The organism is Exiguobacterium sp. R-17 (assembly GCF_049913315.1).
Taxonomy (GTDB): domain Bacteria; phylum Bacillota; class Bacilli; order Exiguobacteriales; family Exiguobacteriaceae; genus Exiguobacterium_A.
This window is the reverse complement of the sequence record NZ_CP184372.1, coordinates 1201340-1227102: the sequence shown is the minus strand read 5'-3', so window position 1 is coordinate 1227102 and position 25763 is coordinate 1201340. Positions and strand designations below refer to the sequence as shown.

At 48.2% G+C, this 25763-nt stretch carries 21 protein-coding genes; 6 read left to right on the top strand and 15 right to left on the bottom strand.

What is annotated here, in order from left to right; all coding sequences use genetic code 11:
• Positions 1–11: 11 nt before the first annotated feature.
• From ACN9MT_RS06320 to ACN9MT_RS06305, 4 genes are all read right to left on the bottom strand, one after another.
• The gene (locus ACN9MT_RS06320) at positions 12–830 is read right to left on the bottom strand and encodes a hypothetical protein (RefSeq protein ID WP_426273003.1); all 819 of its coding nucleotides are present in this window, start codon (positions 828–830) and stop codon (positions 12–14) included.
• Positions 827–1507: an ABC transporter ATP-binding protein gene (locus tag ACN9MT_RS06315; protein WP_056060756.1), complete on the bottom strand. Its 681-nt coding sequence runs from the start codon at positions 1505–1507 to the stop codon at positions 827–829. The genes ACN9MT_RS06320 and ACN9MT_RS06315 overlap by 4 nt, the downstream gene beginning before the upstream one ends.
• A gap of 412 nt (positions 1508–1919) precedes the next feature.
• Complete coding sequence (locus tag ACN9MT_RS06310; RefSeq protein WP_035408466.1) at positions 1920–2342, bottom strand: hypothetical protein; 423 nt, start codon at positions 2340–2342, stop codon at positions 1920–1922.
• Between the two features lie 147 nt (positions 2343–2489).
• Positions 2490–3164: a CPBP family intramembrane glutamic endopeptidase gene (locus tag ACN9MT_RS06305; protein WP_426273002.1), complete on the bottom strand. Its 675-nt coding sequence runs from the start codon at positions 3162–3164 to the stop codon at positions 2490–2492.
• A gap of 107 nt (positions 3165–3271) precedes the next feature.
• Between ACN9MT_RS06305 and ACN9MT_RS06300 the strand changes: the two genes are divergently transcribed.
• From ACN9MT_RS06300 to ACN9MT_RS06290, 3 genes are all read left to right on the top strand, one after another.
• The gene (locus tag ACN9MT_RS06300) at positions 3272–3955 is read left to right on the top strand and encodes a lytic transglycosylase domain-containing protein (RefSeq protein ID WP_056060751.1); all 684 of its coding nucleotides are present in this window, start codon (positions 3272–3274) and stop codon (positions 3953–3955) included.
• Between the two features lie 15 nt (positions 3956–3970).
• Entirely contained in the window at positions 3971–4552 is a 582-nt protein-coding gene (locus ACN9MT_RS06295) for a DUF1643 domain-containing protein (protein ID WP_035408471.1), read from the top strand.
• Positions 4553–4662: 110 nt separating this feature from the next.
• The gene (locus tag ACN9MT_RS06290; RefSeq protein WP_426273001.1) at positions 4663–5463 is read left to right on the top strand and encodes an SMI1/KNR4 family protein; all 801 of its coding nucleotides are present in this window, start codon (positions 4663–4665) and stop codon (positions 5461–5463) included.
• A gap of 74 nt (positions 5464–5537) precedes the next feature.
• Here the strand turns inward: ACN9MT_RS06290 and ACN9MT_RS06285 are convergent, their stop codons facing one another.
• The 8 genes from ACN9MT_RS06285 to ACN9MT_RS06250 all read right to left on the bottom strand — a co-directional run bounded on the left by ACN9MT_RS06285 (position 5538) and on the right by ACN9MT_RS06250 (position 14813).
• On the bottom strand, positions 5538–7913 hold the full coding sequence (locus tag ACN9MT_RS06285) for a TIM-barrel domain-containing protein (protein ID WP_426273000.1): 2376 nt from the start codon (positions 7911–7913) through the stop codon (positions 5538–5540).
• 152 nt (positions 7914–8065) lie between these two features.
• Positions 8066–9589, bottom strand: a complete 1524-nt coding sequence (locus tag ACN9MT_RS06280) for a cardiolipin synthase (protein WP_035408477.1) — start codon at positions 9587–9589, stop codon at positions 8066–8068.
• Between the two features lie 111 nt (positions 9590–9700).
• A complete protein-coding gene (locus ACN9MT_RS06275) occupies positions 9701–10822 on the bottom strand; it encodes a GTP-binding protein (protein WP_426273469.1) in 1122 nt (373 codons plus the stop codon).
• A gap of 257 nt (positions 10823–11079) precedes the next feature.
• Positions 11080–11964, bottom strand: coding sequence for an alpha/beta fold hydrolase (locus ACN9MT_RS06270; RefSeq protein ID WP_426272999.1), 885 nt, complete (start codon positions 11962–11964; stop codon positions 11080–11082).
• A 19-nt stretch (positions 11965–11983) separates the two neighbouring features.
• Positions 11984–12430 (bottom strand): DinB family protein, encoded by a 447-nt coding sequence (locus tag ACN9MT_RS06265; RefSeq protein ID WP_426272998.1) that lies wholly within the window; start codon positions 12428–12430, stop codon positions 11984–11986.
• On the bottom strand, positions 12423–12941 hold the full coding sequence (locus tag ACN9MT_RS06260; protein WP_426272997.1) for a GrpB family protein: 519 nt from the start codon (positions 12939–12941) through the stop codon (positions 12423–12425). The genes ACN9MT_RS06265 and ACN9MT_RS06260 overlap by 8 nt, the downstream gene beginning before the upstream one ends.
• Before the next feature lie 101 nt (positions 12942–13042).
• Positions 13043–13780, bottom strand: coding sequence for an acetoacetate decarboxylase (locus tag ACN9MT_RS06255; RefSeq protein WP_426272996.1), 738 nt, complete (start codon positions 13778–13780; stop codon positions 13043–13045).
• 13 nt (positions 13781–13793) lie between these two features.
• Positions 13794–14813 (bottom strand): ketopantoate reductase family protein, encoded by a 1020-nt coding sequence (locus tag ACN9MT_RS06250; RefSeq protein ID WP_426272995.1) that lies wholly within the window; start codon positions 14811–14813, stop codon positions 13794–13796.
• A gap of 101 nt (positions 14814–14914) precedes the next feature.
• On the opposite strand from ACN9MT_RS06250, the gene ACN9MT_RS06245 reads away from it, so the two are divergent.
• Entirely contained in the window at positions 14915–15796 is an 882-nt protein-coding gene (locus ACN9MT_RS06245) for a LysR family transcriptional regulator (protein ID WP_426272994.1), read from the top strand.
• Positions 15797–15834: 38 nt separating this feature from the next.
• On the opposite strand, the gene ACN9MT_RS06240 is transcribed toward ACN9MT_RS06245, so the two are convergent.
• The 3 genes from ACN9MT_RS06240 to adhE form a co-directional block, all read right to left on the bottom strand.
• Positions 15835–18549 (bottom strand): bifunctional 2',3'-cyclic-nucleotide 2'-phosphodiesterase/3'-nucleotidase, encoded by a 2715-nt coding sequence (locus ACN9MT_RS06240; RefSeq protein ID WP_426272993.1) that lies wholly within the window; start codon positions 18547–18549, stop codon positions 15835–15837.
• A gap of 456 nt (positions 18550–19005) precedes the next feature.
• Positions 19006–20406, bottom strand: coding sequence for a hypothetical protein (locus ACN9MT_RS06235; RefSeq protein WP_426272992.1), 1401 nt, complete (start codon positions 20404–20406; stop codon positions 19006–19008).
• A gap of 191 nt (positions 20407–20597) precedes the next feature.
• Positions 20598–23192 (bottom strand): bifunctional acetaldehyde-CoA/alcohol dehydrogenase, encoded by a 2595-nt coding sequence (adhE, locus tag ACN9MT_RS06230; protein ID WP_426272991.1) that lies wholly within the window; start codon positions 23190–23192, stop codon positions 20598–20600.
• A gap of 336 nt (positions 23193–23528) precedes the next feature.
• Between adhE and ACN9MT_RS06225 the strand changes: the two genes are divergently transcribed.
• Together ACN9MT_RS06225 and ACN9MT_RS06220 are read left to right on the top strand one after the other, a co-directional pair.
• Positions 23529–24080 (top strand): beta-class carbonic anhydrase, encoded by a 552-nt coding sequence (locus ACN9MT_RS06225; RefSeq protein ID WP_290787498.1) that lies wholly within the window; start codon positions 23529–23531, stop codon positions 24078–24080.
• A gap of 299 nt (positions 24081–24379) precedes the next feature.
• Positions 24380–25699: a Na+/H+ antiporter family protein gene (locus tag ACN9MT_RS06220; RefSeq protein ID WP_426273467.1), complete on the top strand. Its 1320-nt coding sequence runs from the start codon at positions 24380–24382 to the stop codon at positions 25697–25699.
• The last annotated feature ends 64 nt before the right edge of the window (positions 25700–25763 follow it).

The following is a 25763-nucleotide window of genomic DNA, read 5'->3' as shown; positions in this document are numbered from 1 at the left end:
AAGTTCTCTCCTTATACTGACAGTCGCGTCTGGACTAATCGTAGATTTTTGTAGGATATGTAAAGCGTCAGGAGCACGACGTATCCAAAGTATAGTTGAACATGGAGTTGCCCGAAATCGTATGGAAATACTGCTGATAGTAATCCGATGACGAACCAACCGCCAATCAATATGACAGCATACAGTCCAATCTGTAGCATCGCTTTTCCTCTTCCGAGCGATCGCTCCAGTAATACCGTTAAAAAGACGAATGAGATGACGACGAAAGCAAGTAGTAAAATGAACAAAACATCACTTGGATACATCGTATAGAAGGCACTCAGGAATCTCGTATACTCGTCGATACTTGCTGGAACTTGTTGCGGTTCAGGTAACAACCATAAGTAGAGATTACGACTAAGCAACAACAGCCCCCACTGAATTCCGATCAAACTAGTCACGACAAGTAAGAGTGCCGTCATTTTCGACCCAAAAATCGCCCGGCGTGATCCCGGTAACAATAGTAATCTGTAGATGTACTTCGTCTCACCTATCCAGTCGCGGTACCAAATCCAAAACGCAAACAGGATGATCATCCCCATTGCTAATACAATGATTGAATCGTAAAAATCCGTTGCCTGTGCGAATGTCAACGCACCACCTGCTCGCGCAATTGCGTCCATTTCTGATATCTGTTCAATCCGCATCGTTTTCTCGATCGTGCTTTGATAATCGTAAATTTGATAGAGCAGTGACGCGATTTCCGCGACGATCAAGCCTGAAATCAACAACACCAGTAATTTCGTACTTCGTTTTAGTTCTTCATTCGTTAATAACAACCAGCGTTTCATCCTTGATATACCTCCCGCATCCGGTCTTGGACCGATTGATGATGATGACCTCGCAGTTCATCCGTCTCTTTAACTTCGACGATCTGACCGTCTCGTAAGAACAACACTCGGTCGATCACTTGCTCGACTTCAGCGATTTCGTGAGTCGTCATCAGGATACTCCGTCCTTCCATGAACTCACTTGAGAAAATCCAGGCAATCTGTTCCTTCATGAACAAATCGATTCCCGCGAGCGGTTCGTCGAGTAATATGTATGGACGATCGAGGGCGAATCCTAAGACGAGATTGAACTTCGCTTTGTTCCCTTTTGATAAGTTCGCCATTTTATCCGTCGTAAACAGCTGGAACGTCTGCAGTAACCGTTCCGCTGTCTCTTGATTCCAGTCCGGATAATGATCTGCCATATATGCGAGCGCTTGTCCGATCGTCATGTAGCTCGGCATCGTCTGAAGATCAGGCACGAACGCAATTTTGTCGCGCGATGTTTTACCGTCGACCGTCACCGTACCGGCATCCACCGGAATCAGACCGAGAATTGCTTTTAGGATCGTTGACTTCCCTTCCCCGTTCAAGCCGATCAAACATGTCACTTCGTTTAGACCGACGGAGAACGTCACGTCACGTAAGACCTGTTTTTTTCGTCCATATCGCTTCTGTAACCCTTTTACCTCAAGCATCGGATTCACCCTCCTTGATTATCACCATTGTATTAAGACAATAGTACATCTGTTAACTGTATGGTACATGCCATACAGTCTAGCGTCAACTTGTTTTTTTCCTGCTATCATCCAGAAAATGAAAAAGAGCCGGACAATCCTGTCCGACTCCGCGAGTATTCGACTTCGTTTTTGCTTTTTAATTTATGAAAGAAGAGAGACGTTTTGTTCACTCGAAATCGCTTCCTAAGGAAAAACAAGCAGGAGCGACCCTGCAACGAAGTGAAGCGGCGCGATGCTTGTCCCAGGAAAACGATTCGAGATGAACAAAAAAGTGCACGCTGTTTTCACGACGTCGAATTCTCTCGATTCGTTGATTAAAAAAAGAGAGGACGCCCTAATGGACGCCCCCTCTGAAAACGTGACTGGTGCTTCAATAAATATCAATCGTTGACTCCAGTGCCCGGCATGTCCGACGCACGGTCGGTAAGAAGTCGGTCCGTTTTGCGACACCGCCTTCAATCTGGACATGCTGAATGCCTTTCGTCCGCTGCATCGCTGTTAAGACGGTGACCAGTTCGATGAACCAATTGGAGATCAGTTCGACGACCTGTTCGTCAAAAGCGGCAGCGCCATACACATCATACCCGTTCTCGCAGAGATGGTTCGGGAAGCGGGCTTTGAACCGATGAATCAAAGTGTCCGTCGTTGGAATCAAAAATTCGTTATAGACGACACGTTGTTCGGCATCAAGCGTTTGTTCTGTCACACCATCCATCATCAAATGTGGCTGATTGCCGATATTCAATGTCCAACTCGTCTTCTTTCGCTCGCCAGTGGAAGTGATCGTTCGCATGGTTTCATCCATCTCCTTTTGATGTGTAAGCGTTTACCTTCTCATTTTACCTGTCATTTGACATGTTCTGCAACCGTCAACTTGACCATTTTAAACGATGACTTCGCTTGACATTCAGTCTACCAAATTCAACGCTTTTTGACGATGTCAGGAATTAACATCGTCCTTGTAAATGTAGACAGCAACGAGATCGATCAAGACATGGATGATGATCAGCGGCCAGAGCGTCTCAAGTGCTAGGTACAAGTAACCGAATCCCGCCCCGATTAGTCCTGTCACGAGGATTGCGAACCACCCTTGATAACGATGCGCGACACCAAACAAGATTGCCCCGATCCAGACGAAACTGACGTCAGAAAACGGTAAAAATAATCCGAGAGCATGAAAGAGAAATCCGCGATAAATCAACTCTTCCGTCACTCCTGCCATCAGCGCGACCATCTGAAACCCGGTCCGTTCCTCTTTCGTTCGTGGCAGAATCAGTCGCTCCGCCTCACTTTGATAAAGCGGCAACAAACGTTTGCGAAACGCCGGAACGGTCGCTGTCAAAAGCAAGACGATACAGAGAAAGACGATTAGTCCGATCGTCGCGTACCAGACCGGACCACTTGGGACAAAAAACGTCAAGCCGATTTCCGGCAACTGTGTGCCGCTGATCAGTGTTCCACCGACGAGCAACAAACATAAGATCCCGCTTGACTGGACCATCGAGGGGTAGAATTCCTTGCGAGGAACGATCGTCAAATCGACCGGACGGACCGCCGCGATGATCGAAAGGACGACGAGTAATCCGAGTAAAAACCCATTTACGAAGAGATACATGACTTCGACTCCTTTTTTGATTCCACACTCCCGTCACAGAAAGTGCTATTAGACCCTACTAAAATATGATACCATTCAGTGGAATCCTAAACAGAGGAGAGAACAATATGCGAAAAGTTTTTCGAATCAGCATCTTGTTCGTACTGTTCGCCCTCATCGTCAGTAGCTTCATCTACTGGCAAAATCGGGAACGTGTTCAAAATGAAATGTATCGTACGTATTATGGACAGCATGGCGTACCTGCCGAGAACATCGACATCTACGAACAAGCCGCGGCACGTTACGGCATCGACTGGAAGCTACTCGCCTCCATTCATCGCGTCGAGACGATCTTCTCGAACTCGTCAGCGATGCAATCGTCCGTTGGCGCCATCGGCCCGTTCCAATTCATGCCGAAAACATGGGTCGGTTGGGGATACAAAGGTGGCACGTCGCTCGGTGACATCGAGCATGACGGCATTGACGTCACGGATCCGGAAGCCATCGAGAAATATGGTGGTCTCGGAGTGGACGCGGACGGCGACGGGAAAGCCGATCCGACAAGTCTCGTCGATAGCGCCCACACGGCAGCGAAATACCTGAAGCAACACGATGTCACACAGACATCCGACCGAGACACGCTCGCGACAGCACTGTTTGAATACAATCGCAGTGAACAATATGTCTCTGACGTGCTCGCCCAATACGATCGTTACCAGCAACACGTCGAGGCGATCGATGCGAACGACCTCGACCTCAAGAAGAAGACACTCGCGTTCTTCCTTCGCATCAGCTCACGTTTGACCAATTAAAAGGAGGCACCACCCATGACACCAGCCGATTCTTCCGAACTCTTGATTGAGGAATCGTCGATCCGCGTCCAGACGACGTTTGATCGAGACAAGACGAAACGCTATTTACGCAGCTATATCTTTGACGACATCGCAGAAGGAACGCACGTCGCCGCTTTAATCTACACACCACGGACGACGGATGCCTTTCTCTCTGGAACGACGACACAACGTGCGTACAATTTGATGAAGAAGTATGTCAATGACCCCGTCAAACAATATGACATCATCAGTTTGATGCCGGACCTTCTCGTCAGCGAGGATCTACCGTTCGCTCAAGCAAGCTTCGATGAGACGAACTATGAGTTCGTAGCGAAGACGCTTGCCGATGTCAAAGCGAAAAATGGCGTCGTCCTCTGTGGCTGGGGTTCTCCTGGTCGTCTGATGCACCACTTGCCGGCATATGAGGAACTGTTTGATCAATATGCTGACATCCTTTATTGCTCCGGCATCACGAACAAAGGTGAACCGAACCATCTGCGCTTGACGATGGACGATAGCCCGATGATCACGTATAACGACATGAAACAAAAAGCGAAAAAATTGCGTCGTAAATGACGTAACAGACCCTTCCTTAATGGATAGGGTCTTTTTTCGAAACATTTTCCAAACATATTGCGTATAATCAAGGTCTACATCAATCATTACATAGTAAGGAAGGTCATATGATGCCATTTTGGGATGAAGATCTACAAGAAGAAACGATCATTTCAGTCAAAGAAACAGACATCACACGAATCGAGCAAGCCGTCAGCGGTCGACTCCCCGCTCGCTACCTCAAACAGATGCGAAAGCAAAACGGTGGTGTTCCAGAAGCGAAGGTCGTGATGGTCGAGTTCGAGAATACATGGTCGGACGAAGAAACGGGTCTACATCTTCCGCTCTGCTCGATGACATCATTGACATTCGAGCGGTATCTGGACGAATTGTCGGTCCTCCGGGAATGGGACGTCGAAGGGAACGTCATGATGTTCGCTGAAGGACAAGGTAGCTATTTTTGGTACTTCCACTTTACGGAAGATACTGAGCCGACTGTCTGGTGTCTCGACATTTCGGACGAGACGAACCATTTCGTTGCGTCAACCTACGACGAGTGGTTAACGAAGCTGAGTAGCGATGTTCCGGAAGTCTTCATGCCGGATGTCGTATTTCTGACGTTACCTGAAATCAAGGACATTCTCCGTGGAGATGATGAAAACGAAAAACTCCTCGCCTACTCCCACTGGATGATTCTCGATGAAGAACAAGAAGAACTCATTGAAGCGTTCATGACACTGATCGAACGAAACGACCAGCCTGATTTCCTTGGCTCTTATGCGTATTACCTCATAGAAGTCTTGACGAACAACCCGGATTTATTAGACCAGAAACGAGATGTCGTCACTGCCTTGATCCTCAGCAAAGGTGACGATCTCGATGCAGAGGATCTGTTGTCTTGGATGGACGAAGAGAAAGACGAAGAGTTATGACCTAAACCATAAAGCCAGTATTCCTCGTCCAAACGGATGACGAATACTGGCTTTTTGCATGCATGTAAAATCTTTTAAGACAACATCAACTCAAGCAGGCAGTCGACAAGATCCTTCTCCAGTTCAAGTGCTTGCAACTGGTGCATCATGTTGACCGGATCGAGCTTTTGTGACAATAGACGGTACAAACGGTCCTTCAGGTCATAGCTGATTTCCGCTTGATCGAGGAACGCATACAACCGGTCCATCTTGTTCTCGTTCGTCGAGATCTCGACTTGGAGCGACAACGTGATCGTATCCGTCACTTCACCGAGTTCGACACGAAGTGACTGCGTCGCATGATCATAGACGCCGGTGACACTTTCCCCGTCGCGCTGGACGTAACCTTCGCGGACCCCGCGTAAAATCAATGTGATTGACCGATTTTCCGGTAGCAAGTCACGATGTCCAGTGGGTGCAGCGATCGTCAGTTCACGCGCTTCCCAGTCGAGCGCGAATGTCGTCTCAACATTGACGCCATCGCGGTGTGCGATCCCTGTGCTGTCGTCTTCAAACAACGTAAACCGGTTCGAGGCTCCTGGGAAGACGACAACTTCGAGATCGTCCGGATTATGCAATGCATTCGAATGCTCGAGATGACGACCGAGTGGGACGATCGCACCGGCTTTCGCAAGTACGCCTTGGTCTTCGAGATAGCGGAACAGACGGATCTGTTTGCCACCTCGATAACGGTGCCCATTGAAGAAATCGAACCATTCTCCTTCTGGCAACCATGCAGTCGCAGCCGTCATGTGCAGTTTCCGATGCATCGGCGTGACCATCGGCGCGACGATCAATTCCGTTCCGAAGTAAAACTGATTCGGGACATTGTATGCTTGATCGTCTTCTGGATGCTCATAATACATTGGTGAGACGAGGGGCAAGCCGTCAAAGTGATTGCGGGCATTCATCGTGTAAATGTACGGCACGAGCTGATGCCGGAGTCGTAAATATTTCTTCATGACGTTCGCCGCATCGGTCGAATAGCGCCATGGTTCCTTCCCATTGAAGATGCTCATCGTACTATGCAGACGCATAATCGGACTGAAGACACCGTACTGGAGCCAACGTGTCGATAACTCGTCATCTTTTTCCCCGCGCTGGTGCCCCCCGATATCATGACTCCACCAGCCGTAACCGATGTTCGACGCCGTCGCCGTGAAATACGGCTGGAATTGGAGTGATGCCCACGAGATGATCGTATCACCCGAGAAACCGACCGGATAACGGTGACTTCCGGGTCCCGCGTAACGTGAGAAGATCAACGGTCGATTACCATCACGTGCGATATCGAGTGCGTGGTAATGATTGAGCATCCAGAGCGGATCAAGCCCTTTCATCTTCGAGTTCGCACCCTGTTGCCAGTCGATCCACCAGAAGTCGACGCCATCCGCCTCATGCGGATGATGCAACTTCGTGAAGTAGTTCTCGATAAACGTCCGGTCCGAAAAATCAAACGGAATCCGGACATCCGATTCGGGATCAACACCCATCGCGACCGCCATCGCCTCGTATGCTTCCTCAAACCCACGCACACCGTCCGCCGGATGCAAGTTGAGCGTGACCATCCGATCGTCGTCCTTCAACCATTGCAAGAATCCGCGTGGATCCGGGAACAAATCACGGTTCCACGTATAACCCGTCCAACCGCTTCCGTATCGTTCCGGAATATCGGTAACGTGCCAGTCCATATCAATGACGCTGACCGAGAACGGAATATCTTCCGTCTTGAAGCGTGTCATCAAGTCCTTATATTCTTTCTCACTATATCGCCAGTAGCGACTCCACCAGTTGCCAAGTACCTGACGCGGTAACATCGGTGTCGGTCCTGTCAGGTGGTAGAAGTCACGCAGTGCCTGTTTGTAGTCGTGACCGTATCCGAAATAATAGATGTCATGCGTACCAGAGCGACGCGGTTCGACGAAGTGGTCTTCCGTCAGTACGAAGGCGTTCGAATCGTCGATCGCCGCGTATCCTTGCCGTGAGACAATTCCTTCCTCGAGAGGAATGACACCGTCCGCGTGGTCAAGCGTCCGTGCCGTTCCTTTTAACGTCCGGAGTGGTCCGCCGAACGTATAACGGCTGTAATAGGTACTGAAGTTCCCTAAGACATCGATATAAAGTGTGTTCGCAGCGAACGGTCCCTTTGTATAATGCAGATGGACGTGCTCGGTGATGATTTGCAATTCTTCCTCGTTTTCGACGATGCGGTAAGCAGGTACCGGGAAATCACGATTGAAAACCGTTTGGGTCGGTCGATCCTCGAATTGTCCATCCGCCGCGTATTCGAGTCGGATCATCCGACTCGTCAAGACCGTGAAACGGTAGACATCTCCTTGGATGATAGCGTCTGGTCGTGCTTGTGGTTTCATGTCGCGCGTGTAGAAATGGGATTCATCAATTGTTCGCATACGGGTTCGGGACTTCCGTCCCTTTCACTTCCTTCCAGGCTAAGTAGTGTGCAACCGATTACACATCTAGTGTATAAGAGTTCATGTTCCCACTTCAAGGAAGAATCAACCTAAAAATGTCCCGCACCTGAAAATAGATGCGGGACGTTACGTCATAATAAGGGTGAAATCAAGCGCGAAAGTGACTCGAAAATACGGAAGCGGAGCGGGCGTTTGACGTAATCATTCGATGATAACTGAATCGAGACGTCGAAATCAGCAATGAAGTCACGCTCGAGCTGTTCGGCACTTTCCGTATCGTACAGGAACGCCATTAGTTCATAGTTGAGGACAAAACTGCGAATGTCCATGTTTGCCGTTCCGACAGCACCAATCTTGCCGTCGACGAGAAACAGTTTGGCATGGATGAAGTGACGGTTGTACGTGTAAATCTTGACCCCATCTTTCAGGAGTGGTCCAAAGTAGGAACGGGTGCCGTAGTAAGACGTAAAACTATCGCCTTTCCCCGGTGTCAGGATGCGGACGTCAAGCCCGGCACGTGCAGCAAGTCGAAGTAGCGTCATCGTCTCATTGTCCGGAATCAAATACGGTGTCGCAATCCAGATCGAGCGTTGCGCCGAGATGATGGCCGCAATCAAGGCATTGCGAATCGCGGGATCCTTTGAGGTCGGTCCGCTCGTGACAATTTGAATCGCTCCGTCGGATGCAACATCATGTTTCGGGAAGTACTGGTGGATTGTCTCTTCCCCCGCAAACGTCTCCCATGTGTCGTCCGATTCGATTTGGGCATAAATCCAGTCGTCGAGGAACGTCGCTTGTAATTCCTTAACGGCACGTCCTTCGAGCCGTAAATGCGTATCGCGCCAAAACCCGAACTTCTTACTCTTGCTGTCGTACTCATCACCAACGTTCAGTCCACCGGTGAAGCCAACCTTCCCATCAACGACGACGATTTTCCGGTGATTGCGGAAGTTCGCCGTGAAGATGAATAAGGGACTCGAGATTGGATCATAGGCTGCGATATGTGCCCCAGCGTCGCGTAACGGACGTAGGAAATTCTCACCAAGCATATAGCTTCCAAGTCCGTCATACATGAACCGCACTTCGACTCCCGCTTCGAGTCGCTCGATCAATGCTTCCCGGATTGCCTTGCCTGTCTCATCGTTGCGATAGATGTAGTACTGGATGTGGACGTGATGTTTCGCTTGACGAATTGCGTCAAGAATCGCCGGGAACGTCTCTTCCCCGTTCGTCAGAATCTCACTTGCTGTATGAACGTCCACCCCGCCACCACCGAAGTTGCGAATCGTGTTCGCAAGCTTCAAGTGATTCGGTGGCAATTCACTGACGGCAAGCGACCGGACTGGACGAATCGCTTGTTTCAGCAATTTTCGTTCGTCATGCGAACGACGATTCCGGCGGCGACGCCGTGGATTCCGACCGAACATCAACCAGATGATGACACCGAGAATCGGTAAGAAAATCAGGACGAGAAACCAAGCGATCGTTGATTCCGCTGTCCGGTTCTCGATGAAGATGATCATGATGACGGCGAGCGGCACAACCGTCGCTGAAATCGTTAAGACATAAAATAAATAGCCGAGTTGATATAGTCCCCAAATAATTCCGCCGGCGACTAAAAATACAAGCGCGAATTGTAAAATCCGGTTGCGCACAGACCTTCCTCCTTCAATTAACATACCTTCACTAGTATTCTTTCCCCATTCACTATGAAAATATAACAAAAAAGAGAAACCGCAGATACGGTTTCTCTAAAGATTGACCTTTTATAAAAAGTTTTCTTCGTACATCTCACGACCGGGTATCGGATCGTTCAGAGATGCCCAGTCTGTTTCGTCTTCCTGGACGAGACTCGCATCAAACAACGCTTCGAGCTTCTCTTGTTCTAGTCCGATCCCAATCAAGACCAGTTCCGTCCGTCGATCCTCGTCTGATGCAAAGCGACCGGCGTATTCCATGTTCGACGCATATCCTGCCTGATGGAACAATAGTGCCATCTCGGGACGTGTCGCGAGGAACAAGAATCCTTTCGCCCGGACGACTTCTTGCGGCCAGTCTTCAATCAAGGCTAGCAAGCGCTCAGGGTGGAACGGCACGTCGCGCTTGTAGACAAACGAACTGATCCCGTACTCTTCCGTTTCCGGAATATGTTCTTCCGCATTCAACTCACGGATCCAACCGGCACTCGCTGCTGCTTGTTCAAAATCAAATAGATCAACGTCTAAGATGTCTGCCGGATCGACTTGACCATATGTCGTCTCGATCAAGCGGGCAACTGGATTCAATGCCTTCAGATAGCCGATGACGGTATGGCGTTCTTCCGGTGTCAGGCGATCGACTTTATTTAAGACGATGATGTCCGCAAACTCGACTTGGTCGACGAGTAGATCGACGACTTCGCGCACGTCTGTCTCATCGACTGCCTGTCTGCGCTCGATCAACGACTCACCGGATTCGAAGTCCTTCAGGAAACGGTACCCATCGATGACCGTGACCATCGCATTGATTTTCGTGACATGTGATAAATCGATTGCGCTGTCCGGATCTTCATACGTGAAGGTCTGGGCGACCGGAATCGGTTCCGAGATACCACTCGATTCGATGACGATCCCGTCAATATTGCCTTGGTCGACGAGGCGTTTGACTTCAAGCAACAGATCATCACGCAATGTGCAGCAAATGCAGCCGTTCGAGAGCGTGACGAACGACTCTTCCGTCCGCGAGAATCCGCCTTGCTCAATCAATGTCGCGTCGATGTTGACCTCACTCATGTCGTTGACGATGATCGCAAGGCGGCGCCCTTCGCGATTATGTAGCAAATGGTTCAATAGTGTCGTTTTACCAGATCCTAAGTAACCGGATAAAACGGTGATCGATATCGGATGCATCATCATTCATCTCCTAAAACGTAATCATTACGTTTTATAGAGTAACCGACTTTTCATCTGCCGTCAATCGGAATGATTTCGATTTATTTTTTCTATAAAAAAGGATGTCAATTCAGAAGAACGAGAAAAGAAACGTTTTGTAAGCTCGGAATCGCTTCCTAGGGAAATACAAGCAGGAGCGACCCTGCAACGAAGTGTACCGGCGCGATGCTTGTCCCAGGAAAACGATTCGAGCGAAACGAAAAAGCGTAACCTTACTACTGACTTTGAATCGGTAAATCCCATGTCGAGCCAATCAAATCCGTGATCCGCTCCGCTGCCTCGTGAGAAAATCCGGCGATCGTGTAATGATTCGTATCTGCAATCACATGATACATTCCGTTCGGTAAACTGTCGGCGAACGCAGCATGAGCCGCATTGATTTGTTCGGTCAATGCCGGGTTCAACCAACTTTCTGGCATACCACCCGCCCAGTTCGAAGCGGACAGGACGAGAACCGGCTGCGTCACGTCTTCGATCAACGAAAGAATCATCTGATTGTTCTCCTCTACCGATTGCCATTCATCGAGCGTTCCCCGCCAATGCCCAGGTGCCGCAAAATGCTGCCACATCAGCAATTGATCAGCCTCCGGTAAGACACTGAACATCTTTTTTCCCAGACGGTCAGGAATCATCCAAGCAATCGGTCGGATGTGACTAAGAAAATAGAGGAATCGATTCCACTCTTCTTGCGTTCGTTCGTACCAGTTCGGCAATGCCGCATCGACATCCGGGTGCGACGGATCAAGCAAGACGATGCCGCGTGTCTCGTCTGCAAACAGGCGTCCACTTGCGAGCGAAATATATGCTCCGAGCGAGTGACCGATGAATACATACGGTCCTTCGACTCGAAGTATCCGTAAAACATCTGCCAACTCATCCGCTTGATGTGTAAAGAGTCGTTTGTTTTTGCCACGACTCGACCGCCCATAACCGAGACGCGAATATTCAAAGACCCGCCCCCGTTTCAATAATTCAGTTCGGAGCCAACCCCACTGATGCCGATTCGACATCATCCCGTGATCGAGGACGAATGTGACGTCCCCACTTCCTGTCAACCGGGTATCAAATCGACCGGCTGATGTTTCGACGATATATTCCATACACTATCCCTACTTCCATTCATTCAAATAACGAGATCTCTAGTTCGTACCCAAGGATGTTCAAGTAATCAAATAACTGGGATCGATGATGATAGAGATGCACGGCTGCTTCGATCGCCCAGCCGTTCATCGAGTCGGTAACCCCCCAGTACGTCGGACGCGTCAAAAATCCGACCGTGACTTTTTCTTGATAGACCCGAAAGGCTTGATCGATTCGCTCTGATAACTGATTGCACATGACCGGTTCCGCATAAAATGCCTGCATCGCTTCTGCCGTTGCTCCTTCTGCGAGCATCAAATCGGCTTCAAGCAATACAGCGAGATGGACGGCGACTTCACCGACCGTCCGCTTCCCGAGGATCGGTTGCGTGTTCCAGTCCTTTGCTTCGATCTTCTCAAACAAGACTTTCGACGTCTTCACACCAACACTGACATGGCGAATAAGGGCATATTCCCAGTCAGTCATACTCTTTCCCCCAAGCGATCGCACGTTGTTCGAGTTCCTTGACGAACGCATCCTTACCGGCGATATAGGCTTCGATATCAAACGGATATGTTGTCGCTAACTGTTCCTTTAATGCCCCGTAAGCAGCGGCTTCTTCTGGATGTTTGCGTAAGTAATCCCGGAAGACGAGATGGCGCTTGATATCAGGATCTCCCGTCGCATAGAGATGAATATGATGCGTCCGTTCGTCTCCACCTTTTCGGTAATAGCGACGTCCCGGCATCCCGAATTCACCCTTCGCCTCGTAGCCGATTGCTTCCATCCGTGCGTCGAACTGCTCGATCCCCTCGAGCGCATCGACGACGGGCAGTATATCGATGATCGGTTTTGCTGCGAGTCCCGGAACTGATGTACTTCCCATATGATGGATCTGCTTAAGACGTGCTCCAAACACCTCTCGTAACCGGTCCGCTTCTCGTATATATGCACTCGCCCATTCTGATTGATACGGTAACACAATGACTTGTCGCATGGTCGTTTCCCCCTCTAAATTCAGTATGCCAGTTTTTGGGGTAAAACAAAACGACCATCCGCTTTGGAGGTCGTTTCGTTACGCATGGTGTCCGATGTTCGTTAATCCTTTAGATAATCAAACAGTTTCGCAGGTCCACCGAGTCGGAGATCAGCGATGATATGCTGAGCATCGACGACCTTTCGAACAGGGAAGTCAGCGAGTGGTGCCATGACATGTTCAAACAATTGAAGCCGAGCCGGTCCACGGTATGCTTCTTTAATCTCAAGATCCGTGATTTGACTGCGTGTCAGTTCAGAGATGATCAACTCGCCTTGATAACCGCGATGTTGTTTGAGCATGAACTGCGGCGCACCGACAATTGACTGTGCCTCTTCGACTGCCATCGGAACGTATTTATATCCCATTGTCGCTTGTGCAACGCGGAGCGAATGATAGTCAAGCGTTCCAACGAGTACATCATTGTCGAGATACAATCGGGGTGAACCATACTTCTTCGGAAAAGCAGCTACTTCTCGACCAGAGGCGATCGCCGGCTGATTGTTGACATACATCGATAGGTAGAACTCACCGATTTCCCCTTGATACCGAATCGGAATGACTTGCCCGCACTCAAGATAACTCCCAAGACCGGTGCTATCTGGCATATTGATGATCTCGAACTTGATCTGATTGCTCAGCACCTCAAGCGGTTCCGGAACGACTGCTTGTAACGCTTCGATGTCCGTCTCATAGATGATGTTCAAGTATTCCCGATTCCGAAAGAAGATATCGACTGCCGGAAAAACTGGCGCATTGATAGGCGTCGCGACGACGTTCTTTACATCGCTCTGTTTCATTTAAATCCCTCCTTTATGCGTTTAACAATGCGGCAAAGCGTGTGACACTTGTTTCAAAATCAGGAACTGTCTTCGCTGCTTGCGCTTCTTCAACGATTTCTTGAATGAGCGAGTTGAACGGCGTTTTGATATCGTACGTGTTGCCGTACATCGTGACGATCCCATTGATGAAACGAATTTCGGTCGGTTGTCCTTTTTGTAAATCCTGCAACATACTCGCTTCTAAGTCGCGTGATCCGTGCATCAATCGTGGTACAGTGATCAATTTTTCATCGATATCGTCTAATGTCGCATAGGCTGCCGGCTCAAACGTACTCATCATTGCGAATGTGATGCCGTGGGCGTGACCGACCTCAACAACTTCCTTCATTGTATGGATTGCTGCCCGTAACAAGACAGGATGATCGAGAACGTCGCCGTACGTACCGTTACACGCAGCGGATAACCCGCTGAACGTACTATTGATGACGAGTTTTGACCATTTCGTTCCCGGTAGATTATCAGAGATTTCTGTCCCACCGATGTGATCAAGGATTTCCTTTAGTTGGACGATCCGATCCGTCTTCTTCCCGTCCAGTTCACCGATTTGCATCGCATACGTCTTGAAATGTTCGTAATCTGATGTCAGGCGTGACTCACCTGGTCCGACGTATGTCGCTCCGAACTCGACAGATCCCGCAATGATACGTTCGCTTGGAATCTGTTGTTGAATGAACTCTTCCGGTACACCGTTTTGCAAGGAGACGAGAATGCCGTCTTCCTTCAAGATCGTCCGCACTTTCGCGAGGACCGGTTCATTGTAGACCTGCTTCGTCAGCAATAATATGATATCGTACGTTTCTGTGATGTCATCCGGATGAATTGCATGAACAGCTTGCGTTAAATCCGGACCAATGACGTGTGCCCCTGTTGTGTTCAGTGCCTCAATATGTGCACGGTTCGTATCAATCAAATCGACACCCGCATACTGTTGACTTAGATAAGCTCCCATGATGGTTCCAAGGGATCCTGCTCCGTAAATTCCGATTTTCATTTCTATCACCTCTGGTATATACGGTATACTAGTTTCATCATAAACAGAAATATATATAATTATATGTTTTGATAACCTATAGGTTATGTTAGGAGGATGTCATGGAACTCTTACATTTAAATTATTTTCGTCACGTTGCAGAGGAATTGAACGTGACGCGTGCTGCCGAACGATTATTCATCAGTCAACCTGCCCTTAGTGCGACGATCAAGAAACTCGAGCGTGAATTGAACACAACATTATTTCATCGAAAAGGTAGAACGATCAGTTTGACTGACAATGGTCGACTGTTACTTCAGTCTGTCGAAAAAATCGAACACGAGTTGACACGTGTTCAGGAACGAATGGTACGAAACGATGCATCAACGAAAACACCACTCAGTCTTGCCAGTTCACATGGTCGTTTCATCCAATTGATTCTACGGGAGTTTCTTCTTCCACAAACTGCTCCCTTGTTCAACTCGGACATCCTCTCGAACCGTGAAATCCTGAGCGGTCTCCTTCATCAAGAATTCCATTTCTCAATCAGCTTCATGGAACTCAAACATCCGCTCATTACGAGTGAACCAATCGTGGAAGAGGAGATCGTCATCACCTACCCTGCTTCCTATTCAGAGAAAGAAGCGATTACAGCACTCTATACGGATGCAACGGAGACTGCCTTTTTGTTTCCCTCCCACAATAAGGACTACAACCGCTTCATCCAATTGAAGATGGCGGAACTGAACATCTATGCCGATACCACGCACTACATCGATGATGTCTCACTTCAGCTCGCCTTACGCCAGCAACGGTATTTCAGCTTCGTTCCCGTCTCCGTCTGTCGCGAGATGGGACTCCCTTTCATCACAGACGATGTGTTTACCGTTACGTCACAACTCTACATGTCGCACGCGACGGATCAATTGACGGTCGAGCAAGCAATCATCTATGAACGCATTAAACGGTTTCTGCTCTCGCAACGCACGTATCTAATCAAATAAAAACGGATGCCTGCATATGCAGACATCCGTGTGAGATATTACTTCGTGATGAAGTAGCGTGACTGATCGAGATGATCCTTCGCTGTATAGATGTTGAGTTTGTAAGAGCCGTTCGTCAATGCCTTACGCATCTTCAAGACATAGTTCCCGTGCTGATCCGCCACGTCTTGAGCGATCAATTGATAACCAGACGCTGTTTTTTGGTAGAGGCGGACGATTTGTCGTTTTTCGACTTTACCTGTCAACGTCTTTTTGCCTGACCATTTTTTGACCGGATACGTGTTCTTAATCGTGAACGACGCCTTTTTCGTGATCTTGTTCGAGATGTCTGTCGACTTGACCGTATATGTTCCTGTCGTTAGACCATTCTTGACCGCGATTTTGAAACCACTTGCCGTCGTTTTTGCTTTTGCGATCTTCGTTGATCCTTTGTAGAGCGTGACGTCAAGACCTTCCGTTGCTTTACCGCGGAGGATAGTTGATCCGTAAACTGCTGATTTTTTATCGATCGCTGGTGTCGCAACGACACCTGTTCCGACCGTGACGTTCGTTTCTGTTTTCATGAAGCTGAGTTCTGAGACGATTGTCAACTTGTCACGCAATTTGAGCGGACGTGTCACGACTTCATATTGACCCGCTTCGTTTGCAGTTGCTGTTCCAAGGACTTTATCGCCGAGTTTGACCGTGACTGTTGCGCCCGGAACGGCTTGACCTGTGACGACTTTTGCACCTGGTTTAACTGCTTTTGCCGAGACCGTGAAGTCTTTCATCGGCACATTCATGTTGAATTTAAGGAACGTACCTGTCTCACCTGGACGTGTTTCACCTGTGTTCGTGATACCTTCATACCGCTTGACGTATGGTGCAGCTGCAGCCGCTGAATCAAAGCTGACCGTCATCGGTTTGCTTGCGACGAGTGACCAGTTGTCGTCCGCTTTATAGTCGACCGGTTGTTTCGCTTTGATGAAGTCCGAGATGACATTACGTGTTTCGTAAGCCGATTTGTAGACGATGTTCTTACCGCCGCCAAGACCTGGGAACGTCGCACTACCTGCACGATAGTTGTTCGTCGCGACGAGGAATTCTTGATCGTCTGTGATGGCTTTGCCTTGATATTTGATGTTTTGAACACGACTTGCATCTTTATTGGCGACACCACCGTTATAATCGAATTTCGCCGGTTTCGTGATATCGATTTCATATGTCAGTCCATCGAGAATATCGAAGTTGTAGCTCCGGAAATCTTTGTTCAACAACTCTGTCTGCTCAGCACCAACTTGATTGAATTGACCGGCTGACATCTCAAGCCAGTCTTTAACGTCAGCACCTGTTACTTTGACGACTTCGAGTGTATTCGGATAAACATAGAGATCGGCAACGTTCTTCAGTGCGATCGGTCCCTTTTTGATCAATGTGTAATCGGATGCGTTGACTTGGTTACGACCACCTGTTTTGAATGGTGCACCTGCTGATAACAACGGGAGATCTTTATATTTAGCAAGATCCGCATTTTCTTTGAGTTGTTTCTCGACATACCATTTTTGAGCATTCGTCACGAACTGAACTGAATCATCATCTTGTGCAAGAGCGAAGAAGCTCTGGATATCATCATTGATCGTACCGACTTCTTGACGAATATATGCGAGTGTTCCTTCATGCGATTTTTCGATCAACTTGACGGCACCTGCATCTGCTGTCGTGTCTTTCGTCACGTCCGCTAATTTAGCGCCAGATGTATCAACGACCCATTTCCCGTCAACTTGCTTCAATTGAAGATCGATGACACCGACGTTTTTCCCTTGCGTGTTCGCCATGACGACCGGCTTGCCATTGATCAAGCCGTTCGTTGCATCAACGTTTGGTAGTTTATTAAACGCCGAATCGGCTGCTGGGAATTTGCCGTGCTGGTGACCTGTCATCAATACATCGATGTCTGCGACTTTCGTCAACGCGTAACCGACATTCTCATCGCCATCTTTTTGATCCACAGTATCCCCAATACCTGTATGTGCGAGCGCAACGACGACATCTGCGCCTGCATCTTTTAATTTCTTCGCTGTTGCTTTAGCAGTTGGGACGATATCTTCTGCTGTGACTTTCCCCGTCAGGTTCCCCGCATCCCATGCCATGATTTGTGGCGTGACGACTCCGAACACACCAACCTTGACTGTTTTCATGTCACCGTTCTGGTCTTTGACCTGACGTTCGATGATTTGATAGTCTTTTCCATCTTTATTGTAGTCCGCGACGATTGGCTTTTTCGTAACGGCATCCAATACGTTCGAGTTGACGAACTTGATTGAACCGCTCGAAGCACTCATCGCTGACTTAAGGAAATCAAGACCGAAGTTGAATTCATGGTTTCCGAGCGTGACTGCATCATAACCAAGGTATTCCATCAATTCGTACATCGGATGTTTGCCTTTGTTTCCTTTGTCGTACTGATTTTTCACGTAATCACCAAACGGCGTTCCTTGAAGAGTATCCCCGTTATCAAACAAGAAGCTATTCGTTACGCCCACTTCCGTTTGTTGCTGTTTGATGACTGTAGCGGCTTTGACAAGACCGATCGTCTCGTCCTGTGCATCCTTGAAATAATCGTAGTTCATTGAGTTCGTATGTAAATCCGTTGTTTCTAAGAAGCGTAACTTGACGACACTGTTGTCGGCAGCAAGTGTCTTGACTTGAACGACTGGTACGAGCATCGGTGCGATCAATGTCGATGCGATGACAAGTTTCGTAGCTTTTTTCATATGGATTTCCCCCCAGGAAGTTTTAACTGCTTCATTAATTTAGCATGGTTCGATTATAGCTAATAGTCCTTTCAAATAGGTCGGACATCCGTCTTATTTAACCTACTTAATCAATTCCAAATACTGGCTTTACATTGTTGATTTTACCTTTACAAATCAGGTTCACATGGTAAAAAAAGGAGATGATACAAATGAGATGAACCACATAAAAAAACGATACATTTCAGGACATGAACCTGAAAACGTATCGTTTATAATTGATGTAGAACGTAATTGTTCATTCTCAACTCCTACAGGAAAAGAAAGCACGTTTTTCGCTTTCGTCAGGGTCAGGTGAGACCCGGTAGACGAAACATAGTTTAGGATACCGCGGCTTACCCGACTGTGGAAAACGAAAATGACAGAAACGTTCTTCGATCAGATTCATGGCATAAGATTTTCACCACTCCACGTCCCTTACACCGTTTTCTCTGGTTTCCGCCGGACGACATAACCAAGAATTCCACCAAGTAACGCAAGTCCTGTTGCGAAAAGCACCGTCCATCCTGCCGTCTGTTGAGCGAACTCGAATAAGACGTCACTCCGCCACTTCATCGCGAACTGAACATATGAAGCTTGACTGACGATGAAGCTGATGACACCGATCGCGATCGCAAAAATGAATGGGTCGATGATCGACTTGAAACTCCGGATACTACAGACGAAGTAAATCACAAATGTCACGAGTAACAACACCCAATACGCACTCTCACTTGAGATGTTTGGTGCCGTCGTTCCGGCCGATTCAGCATCAATTGCTTGGATCGTCTGTCGTGCGACACCGTAATCAACAGGATCAAGCTTCAATTGTGTCGCTGATAAATCAGGACGTTCTCCACCGATTAACGTCAGCAATTGTTCCGTCACCCGATTCGTATCAATCCCATCGACAACTTTCTGAATCGAGTCATTGAGCTGTTCCGTTGAAGTCTCCCCGTTTAGCATCGAGACCGGGATTTCCGCATTCGCTCCAAGGACGTCTGCTTGATACACGACTTGTCCACCATGAATCCAGTCATACATCCCTCCACTTCCGGCGTTCAGACTCGCAACGGTCAATGCCGTTCGTAGTGAGGAATCACCGTCATACTCCGCTTCGTCCTGCACCGTAAAGACAAGTTGGAGCGTACTCGCGAACATCAAAATCAGCAAGCTGGCACGTCCGGCAGCTGTCAGACCGGATAACTTTTGCGGGAAAAACGCCATCCAACCAAGCAGACTGACGACGAGAAGTGGTAAGATCCCGCTCATCGCATAGCCGTCTTGTAACGCAAGGAATGGGACACTGTTTCCGCGTCCGGCAAGAACGAACCAGATGATGCCGACCGTTAAAAAGAAACTGACCGATCGAATCGTCCACCCAAGCCGACTTGCCTTAATCCGTAACACTAAAAATAACAGGACGATCAATCCGATACCAAAAACAGAATAAAGCAACGTGCCGTAAGAGACATCGAACGTCAATGGCGCGAGGACTTGTTTTAAGTCAATCCCAAACAACGATAAGACGTCGCCGGCAGAACTTGCATCAAGCACCTGATTGATGATCCCTTCTCGGACTGCGCTCGGCATCGTGATCGACAGCCCACCGACGAACAAAAGCATCAACGAAACAGTGATGTCTGTTTCTTTCCATGTGATATCCGCCTGTTGCATCTGCTTCACGAGATCCTGATAGTCTGAGGATGAGGTGATTTGTGAAGTCAAAAATGCCATCACACCGTAGATGACACCGAAAAAGATGAGACCGATGAGGACGCCATACAGGACGTCCCAGACGGAAAACCGTCGTTGTTTCCTTTCTTGCCTTGACTCCATCCCATTTCCTCCTTTTTATGTCTGATGTTTGAATATTCCTGCTACAACGAAACCAAAAACATCAAATTCATTCAACAGCCATTATATCCCACCTTTTCTCTGACTGTCTCCATCGATTTCCAAAACAAAAACCGACTTCTCAGAGTGAGAAGCCGGTTGAACGATCTTTTGCCATAGTATTTTTTTCTCTATTAGATGCCTTCGTATGCTTGTTTCATGATCGTCCGTAATTCAGCGACAAGCGGCATCTTTGGATTCGCTGTCGTACATTGATCTTCGAAAGCATCGACTGCCATCTTATCGAGTTTTGCCTCAAAGTCTGCTTTTTGAATACCTTGCGCCTTGAATGACATCTTGATGTTGAGACGTTGTCCAAGATCGGCAACTGCTTGAATAAGTGATTCGACCCCTTGTTCTGTCGTTGCTGCCGGAAGACCGAGGTAACGTGCGATGTCAGCATACCGTTCATCGGCGACGAATGATTCGTATTTTGGGAATGCTGCCAGTTTCGTTGGGCGTGACGCATTATAACGAATGACGTGTGGCATCAGGATCGCGTTCGTCCGTCCGTGTGGTGTGTGGAATTCCCCACCGATTTTGTGCGCGATCGAGTGGTTGATTCCGAGGAAGGCGTTCGCGAAAGCCATCCCTGCCATCGTTGACGCATTGTGCACTTTTTCGCGTGCTTCTGCGTCAGATCCGTTCTCGTACGCTCGTGGCAAGTAGTCAAAGATCATCTTGATTGCTTTGAGTGCCAGTCCATCCGTGTAGTCGTTCGCAAGAACCGATACGTATGCTTCTGTTGCATGAGTCAAGACGTCCATTCCGGTATCAGCAGTAATCGAAGCCGGTACAGTCATGACGAATTCCGGATCAACGATCGCGACGTCGGGTGTCAAGGCATAGTCAGCAATCGGGTATTTGATGTTTTTCTCTTTATCCGTGATGACGGTGAACGGTGTTACTTCAGAACCCGTACCCGATGTCGTCGGGATCGCGACGAACTTCGCTTGACGACCAAGTGTCGGGAATTTGTAGGCACGCTTACGGATATCCAGGAATTTTTGACGCAAGTTTGAGAACGTTTCGTTCGGTTGTTCATAGAAGAGCCACATTCCTTTCGCAGCATCCATCGCTGACCCACCACCAAGAGCGATGATCAAGTCGGGTTTGAAGTCACGCATGGCTTGGGCACCTGTCTGAACAGTCGTCACCGATGGATCTGGTTCGACTTGGTCGAAGATTCGGTAACTGACGGACTGTGGCAAGTTTTGAATCACTTTATCGGCATAACCGAACTGTACCATCGTTGGATCGGTGACAATCATGACGCGTGAGACGTCTGTCATCGACCGCAAGTACTGAACGGAGTTCTTTTCGAAGTAGATTTTTTCTGGTACCTTGAACCATTGCATGTTCACGCGTCGTCTCGCCACCTTCTTGACGTTGAGTAAATGTTTCGCTGTCACGTTTTCAGAAACAGAGTTTTTCCCGTATGATCCGCAACCGAGTGTCAGTGATGGTGTCAACTCGTTATAAAGATCACCGATTCCGCCATGAGCAGATGGGCTGTTGACGAGAATCCGGCAGGCTTTCATGCGGAGTCCGAACGCTGTCATCAATCCATCGTTTGTTGTATGAATGACGGCGGTATGACCGAGACCCCCGATTTCAAGCATCTGTTCAGCAATCGAAAAAGCTTCTTCGGTTGATGCAACGCGGTACGCACCGAGTACGGGACTGAGTTTTTCATGAGACAGTGGTTCTGCTGCTCCAACGTGCTCGAGTTCCGCGACGAGCATGACCGTCGTTTCCGGAACATCGATCCCAGCTTTTTCTGCAATCCATGTCGCAGGTTTCCCGACGATGTCCGCGTTGACGGCACATGTATCGGTTTTGATGACGAGTAATTCGAGGCGTTGTTTTTCTTCCGGTGTACAGAAGTAACAACCGAGTGCTTCCATTTCTGCACGGACCGTTGCATATATTTCTTGGTCAACGATGACGGCTTGCTCAGACGCACAAATCATCCCATTATCAAACGTTTTTGAGAGAACGAGATCGCTGACTGCCCGTTTGACTTTTGCTGATTGTTCAATGTAGCAAGGAACGTTCCCTGGTCCAACACCGAGTGCCGGTTTACCTGTTGAATACGCTGATTTGACCATTCCTGCACCACCTGTTGCCAGGACCATGGCGATGTTTTCATGGTTCATCAAGACTTTCGTTGCTTCAAGTGATGGTTCTTCGACCCATTGAATGCAGTCTTTCGGCGCCCCAGCTTTGATGGCTGCATCGCGAAGTGTTTTCGCTGCTTCGACGGAACACCGTTGTGCCGACGGGTGGAACGCGAAGATGATCGGGTTACGTGTCTTAATCGCAATCAATGCTTTGAACATCGTCGTTGACGTTGGGTTGGTGACTGGTGTGACACCACAGACGACACCGACCGGTTCAGCAATATATGTGATGCCGTTTTGGACATCTTCTTCCAGAATCCCGACCGTTTTTTCATGACGTAGACTGTTGTAGATGTATTCTGTCGCAAATATATTTTTAATCATCTTATCTTCAAAGACACCGCGTCCTGTCTCTTCTGTTGCGAGACGAGCGAGTTCGACGTGCCGTTCAAGTCCGGCAAGTGCCATATCACGGACGATCGTATCAATTTTTTCTTGATCGAATGTCAATAACTCCTGTAATGCACGTTGTCCTTTTTCAACAATTTGTCCAATTGCTTGTTCGACCGGCGTTACCGTCGATTTTGTTTTTTCTTTCACAGCCATGAGTGGTTTCCTCCCTGTCGTGGAACGAATCTGAGTTTGATTTGCCAACCATTATGTCAGGAATGCCAAGCTGTTTTTCAATAGTTTGTGCTTTCCTTCACAAATTAATCATAACCCCTTTTTCCTGTTTTGTGCATGACCATCCTGTGAATTCCCTCACATCCTTGGTAACGTTTACATCTATTGCGGATTCTCCTTTTTCATCGTTTTACTCTATGTACGAAGACGTGTGCGATTTATCACACCCGCATTTTCGTGACTTGATAGCCATTTCATCATCTTGTATTCTGATTATGGGGTACATATTAAGAGCTACCACTAAAGGAGGACACTTAAATGTCAGTTGTACAGGAAATGCTAGCCTTCAACGAGCGATTCGTCGCCGAAAAACAGTATGAGCAGTTCGTCTCGGATAAGTTCCCAGACAAAAAGGTCGTCATCCTGACATGTATGGATGCCCGTCTAACAGAACTTCTTCCACACGCACTCGGTCTAAAAAACGGGGATGCGAAGATCATCAAAAATGCCGGTGCTATCCTATCGCACCCATTCGGTTCCGTCATGCGTTCGATTCTCGTCGCATTGTATGCACTTGGTGCCGAAGAAGTCGTCGTCATCGGTCACCACGACTGCGGCATGAGTACGATTGATCCTAAACATATGATCAGCGAAATGAAGGATCGAGGTATCGACCAACAGATTCTTCACACGCTTGAAGTATCAGGTGTTGATTTGAATCAATGGTTGCGTGGTTTCACGTCGGTTCAAGAGAGTGTCGCCCACTCGGTCAGCCTCGTGAAGAATCATCCGTTATTGCCACCTGGTACGAATGTCCACGGACTCGTCATCGATCCAGGGACCGGTAAACTCGACATCGTCGATTGCTGATTGCTCTCTATAGAAGAAACTCAAATAGACTCAGCTGCTATACGCCGTCTGAACTTAAAGATAACGTGCCATTTTCTCGTACCGGAGAAGGATGGCACGTTTTTTTGTGTGATCCATACGCTTTTCACCTTATACTTCCGGGTATAAAAAAATGTGACTTTTTATGCAAAGCTAAAAAGCCTATCGTGAAGTCCTTTAATACGAGGTCAGACTTTTACCCTTGACAGTGTTCCAACATGGCTGTAAGATACTTTAGTATAGTGCAGTGATAACAAAAGAAAGTGTGGTTTTACCGAATGATTAACGCCGTATTGTTTGCCGTCTTTTTACTATTCATCTTAGCGATCTTCCGCGTCCACATCGTGCTCGCGATGGTCATCAGTGCGTTCGCCGGCGGTCTCGTCGGCGGTCTCGATTTAACGAAAACAACCGAAGCATTTGCTGGTGGTCTTGGCGACGGGGCAGAAATCGCTCTTAGCTACGCGATGCTTGGTGCGTTTGCCGTTGCCCTCTCGAAAACAGGTTTACCGGATGCTCTCGCTCACGCATTGATTGCGCGTTCGCGTGGTAACGCAAGTGCCGCATCGGTCAAAAAATTAAAAGGATTCATCTTATTTGCGATTCTGTTACTCGCAATCAGTTCACAAAATGCTTTACCGATTCACATCGCTTTCATTCCGATCATCATTCCACCGCTCCTTGGTCTCTTTTCACAGTTGAAGATGGATCGACGTCGAATTGCGATCATCATGACATTTGGTCTCGTGACACCGTACATGTTCTTACCGATCGGATTCGGAGACATCTATTTAAATCAGATCTTGTTGAAAAACCTTAAAGCTAATGGTCTTGATACAACGGGAGCTTCTGTCATCGAAGCGATGGCGATTCCAGCACTCGGAATGGTCGTCGGTCTCTTGATTGGTCTTTATACGTACCGGAAAGAGCGGACGTATGAAATTCGTGATATCGCCCCAGACGACTATGAAATCCCGGTCATTACGAAAACGAAACTGATCTTAAGTGGTGTCGTCGTCATTGCGACATTGATCGTTCAACTGCAGACGGAATCAATGATTCTTGCTGCAACGACGGGACTCCTACTCTTCTTGTTGCTTCGTCTCGTTCGATTCAGTGAAGCGGATGATGTCATCACGCGTGGTATGCGGATGATGTCATTCATCGGTTTCGTCATGATCTCAGCGAACGGATTCTCGAACGTCTTGCGTAAGACGGGTGATATCGAACCACTCGTTGAGAACTCAAAAGCATTGATGGGCGATTCGCAACTCGTTGCCGCGTTCGTCATGCTCTTGATCGGTCTGCTCGTCACGATGGGCATTGGATCAAGTTTCTCAACTGTTCCAATCATCGCTGCGATCTTCGTTCCACTTTGTATCCAGTACGGATTCAGCTTAGAGGCGACAATCGCTATCATCGGTACAGCCGGTGCGCTCGGTGACGCGGGTAGCCCAGCCTCAGACTCGACGCTTGGACCTACGAGTGGTTTGAATGCCGATGGTCAGCACGATCACATGCGAGAAACTGTCATCCCGACGTTCTTGCACTACAATATTCCTTTGATCATCTTCGGTACGATTGCTGCGGTCGTATTATAAAAACAAGACGGATTCGCTATCATGGCGGATCCGCCTTTTAAATTGTCTCCGTTTTTTTCCTTTT

Excerpts from the sequence above, each read along its gene's own strand:
- ACN9MT_RS06300 (WP_056060751.1), top strand. The coding sequence starts at position 3,272 with ATGCGAAAAGTTTTTCGAATCAGCATCTTGTTCGTACTGTTCGCCCTC.
- ACN9MT_RS06320 (WP_426273003.1), bottom strand. The coding sequence starts at position 830 with ATGAAACGCTGGTTGTTATTAACGAATGAAGAACTAAAACGAAGTACG.
- ACN9MT_RS06245 (WP_426272994.1), top strand. The coding sequence starts at position 14,915 with ATGGAACTCTTACATTTAAATTATTTTCGTCACGTTGCAGAGGAATTG.
- adhE (WP_426272991.1), bottom strand. The coding sequence starts at position 23,192 with ATGGCTGTGAAAGAAAAAACAAAATCGACGGTAACGCCGGTCGAACAA.
- ACN9MT_RS06295 (WP_035408471.1), top strand. The coding sequence starts at position 3,971 with ATGACACCAGCCGATTCTTCCGAACTCTTGATTGAGGAATCGTCGATC.
- ACN9MT_RS06255 (WP_426272996.1), bottom strand. The coding sequence starts at position 13,780 with ATGAAACAGAGCGATGTAAAGAACGTCGTCGCGACGCCTATCAATGCG.
- ACN9MT_RS06310 (WP_035408466.1), bottom strand. The coding sequence starts at position 2,342 with ATGCGAACGATCACTTCCACTGGCGAGCGAAAGAAGACGAGTTGGACA.
- ACN9MT_RS06305 (WP_426273002.1), bottom strand. The coding sequence starts at position 3,164 with ATGTATCTCTTCGTAAATGGGTTTTTACTCGGATTACTCGTCGTCCTT.
- ACN9MT_RS06225 (WP_290787498.1), top strand. The coding sequence starts at position 23,529 with ATGTCAGTTGTACAGGAAATGCTAGCCTTCAACGAGCGATTCGTCGCC.
- ACN9MT_RS06285 (WP_426273000.1), bottom strand. The coding sequence starts at position 7,913 with ATGCGAACAATTGATGAATCCCATTTCTACACGCGCGACATGAAACCA.
- ACN9MT_RS06235 (WP_426272992.1), bottom strand. The coding sequence starts at position 20,406 with ATGGAGTCAAGGCAAGAAAGGAAACAACGACGGTTTTCCGTCTGGGAC.
- ACN9MT_RS06240 (WP_426272993.1), bottom strand. The coding sequence starts at position 18,549 with ATGAAAAAAGCTACGAAACTTGTCATCGCATCGACATTGATCGCACCG.
- ACN9MT_RS06265 (WP_426272998.1), bottom strand. The coding sequence starts at position 12,430 with ATGACTGACTGGGAATATGCCCTTATTCGCCATGTCAGTGTTGGTGTG.
- ACN9MT_RS06270 (WP_426272999.1), bottom strand. The coding sequence starts at position 11,964 with ATGGAATATATCGTCGAAACATCAGCCGGTCGATTTGATACCCGGTTG.
- ACN9MT_RS06260 (WP_426272997.1), bottom strand. The coding sequence starts at position 12,941 with ATGCGACAAGTCATTGTGTTACCGTATCAATCAGAATGGGCGAGTGCA.
- ACN9MT_RS06290 (WP_426273001.1), top strand. The coding sequence starts at position 4,663 with ATGCCATTTTGGGATGAAGATCTACAAGAAGAAACGATCATTTCAGTC.
- ACN9MT_RS06250 (WP_426272995.1), bottom strand. The coding sequence starts at position 14,813 with ATGAAAATCGGAATTTACGGAGCAGGATCCCTTGGAACCATCATGGGA.
- ACN9MT_RS06315 (WP_056060756.1), bottom strand. The coding sequence starts at position 1,507 with ATGCTTGAGGTAAAAGGGTTACAGAAGCGATATGGACGAAAAAAACAG.
- ACN9MT_RS06275 (WP_426273469.1), bottom strand. The coding sequence starts at position 10,822 with ATGCATCCGATATCGATCACCGTTTTATCCGGTTACTTAGGATCTGGT.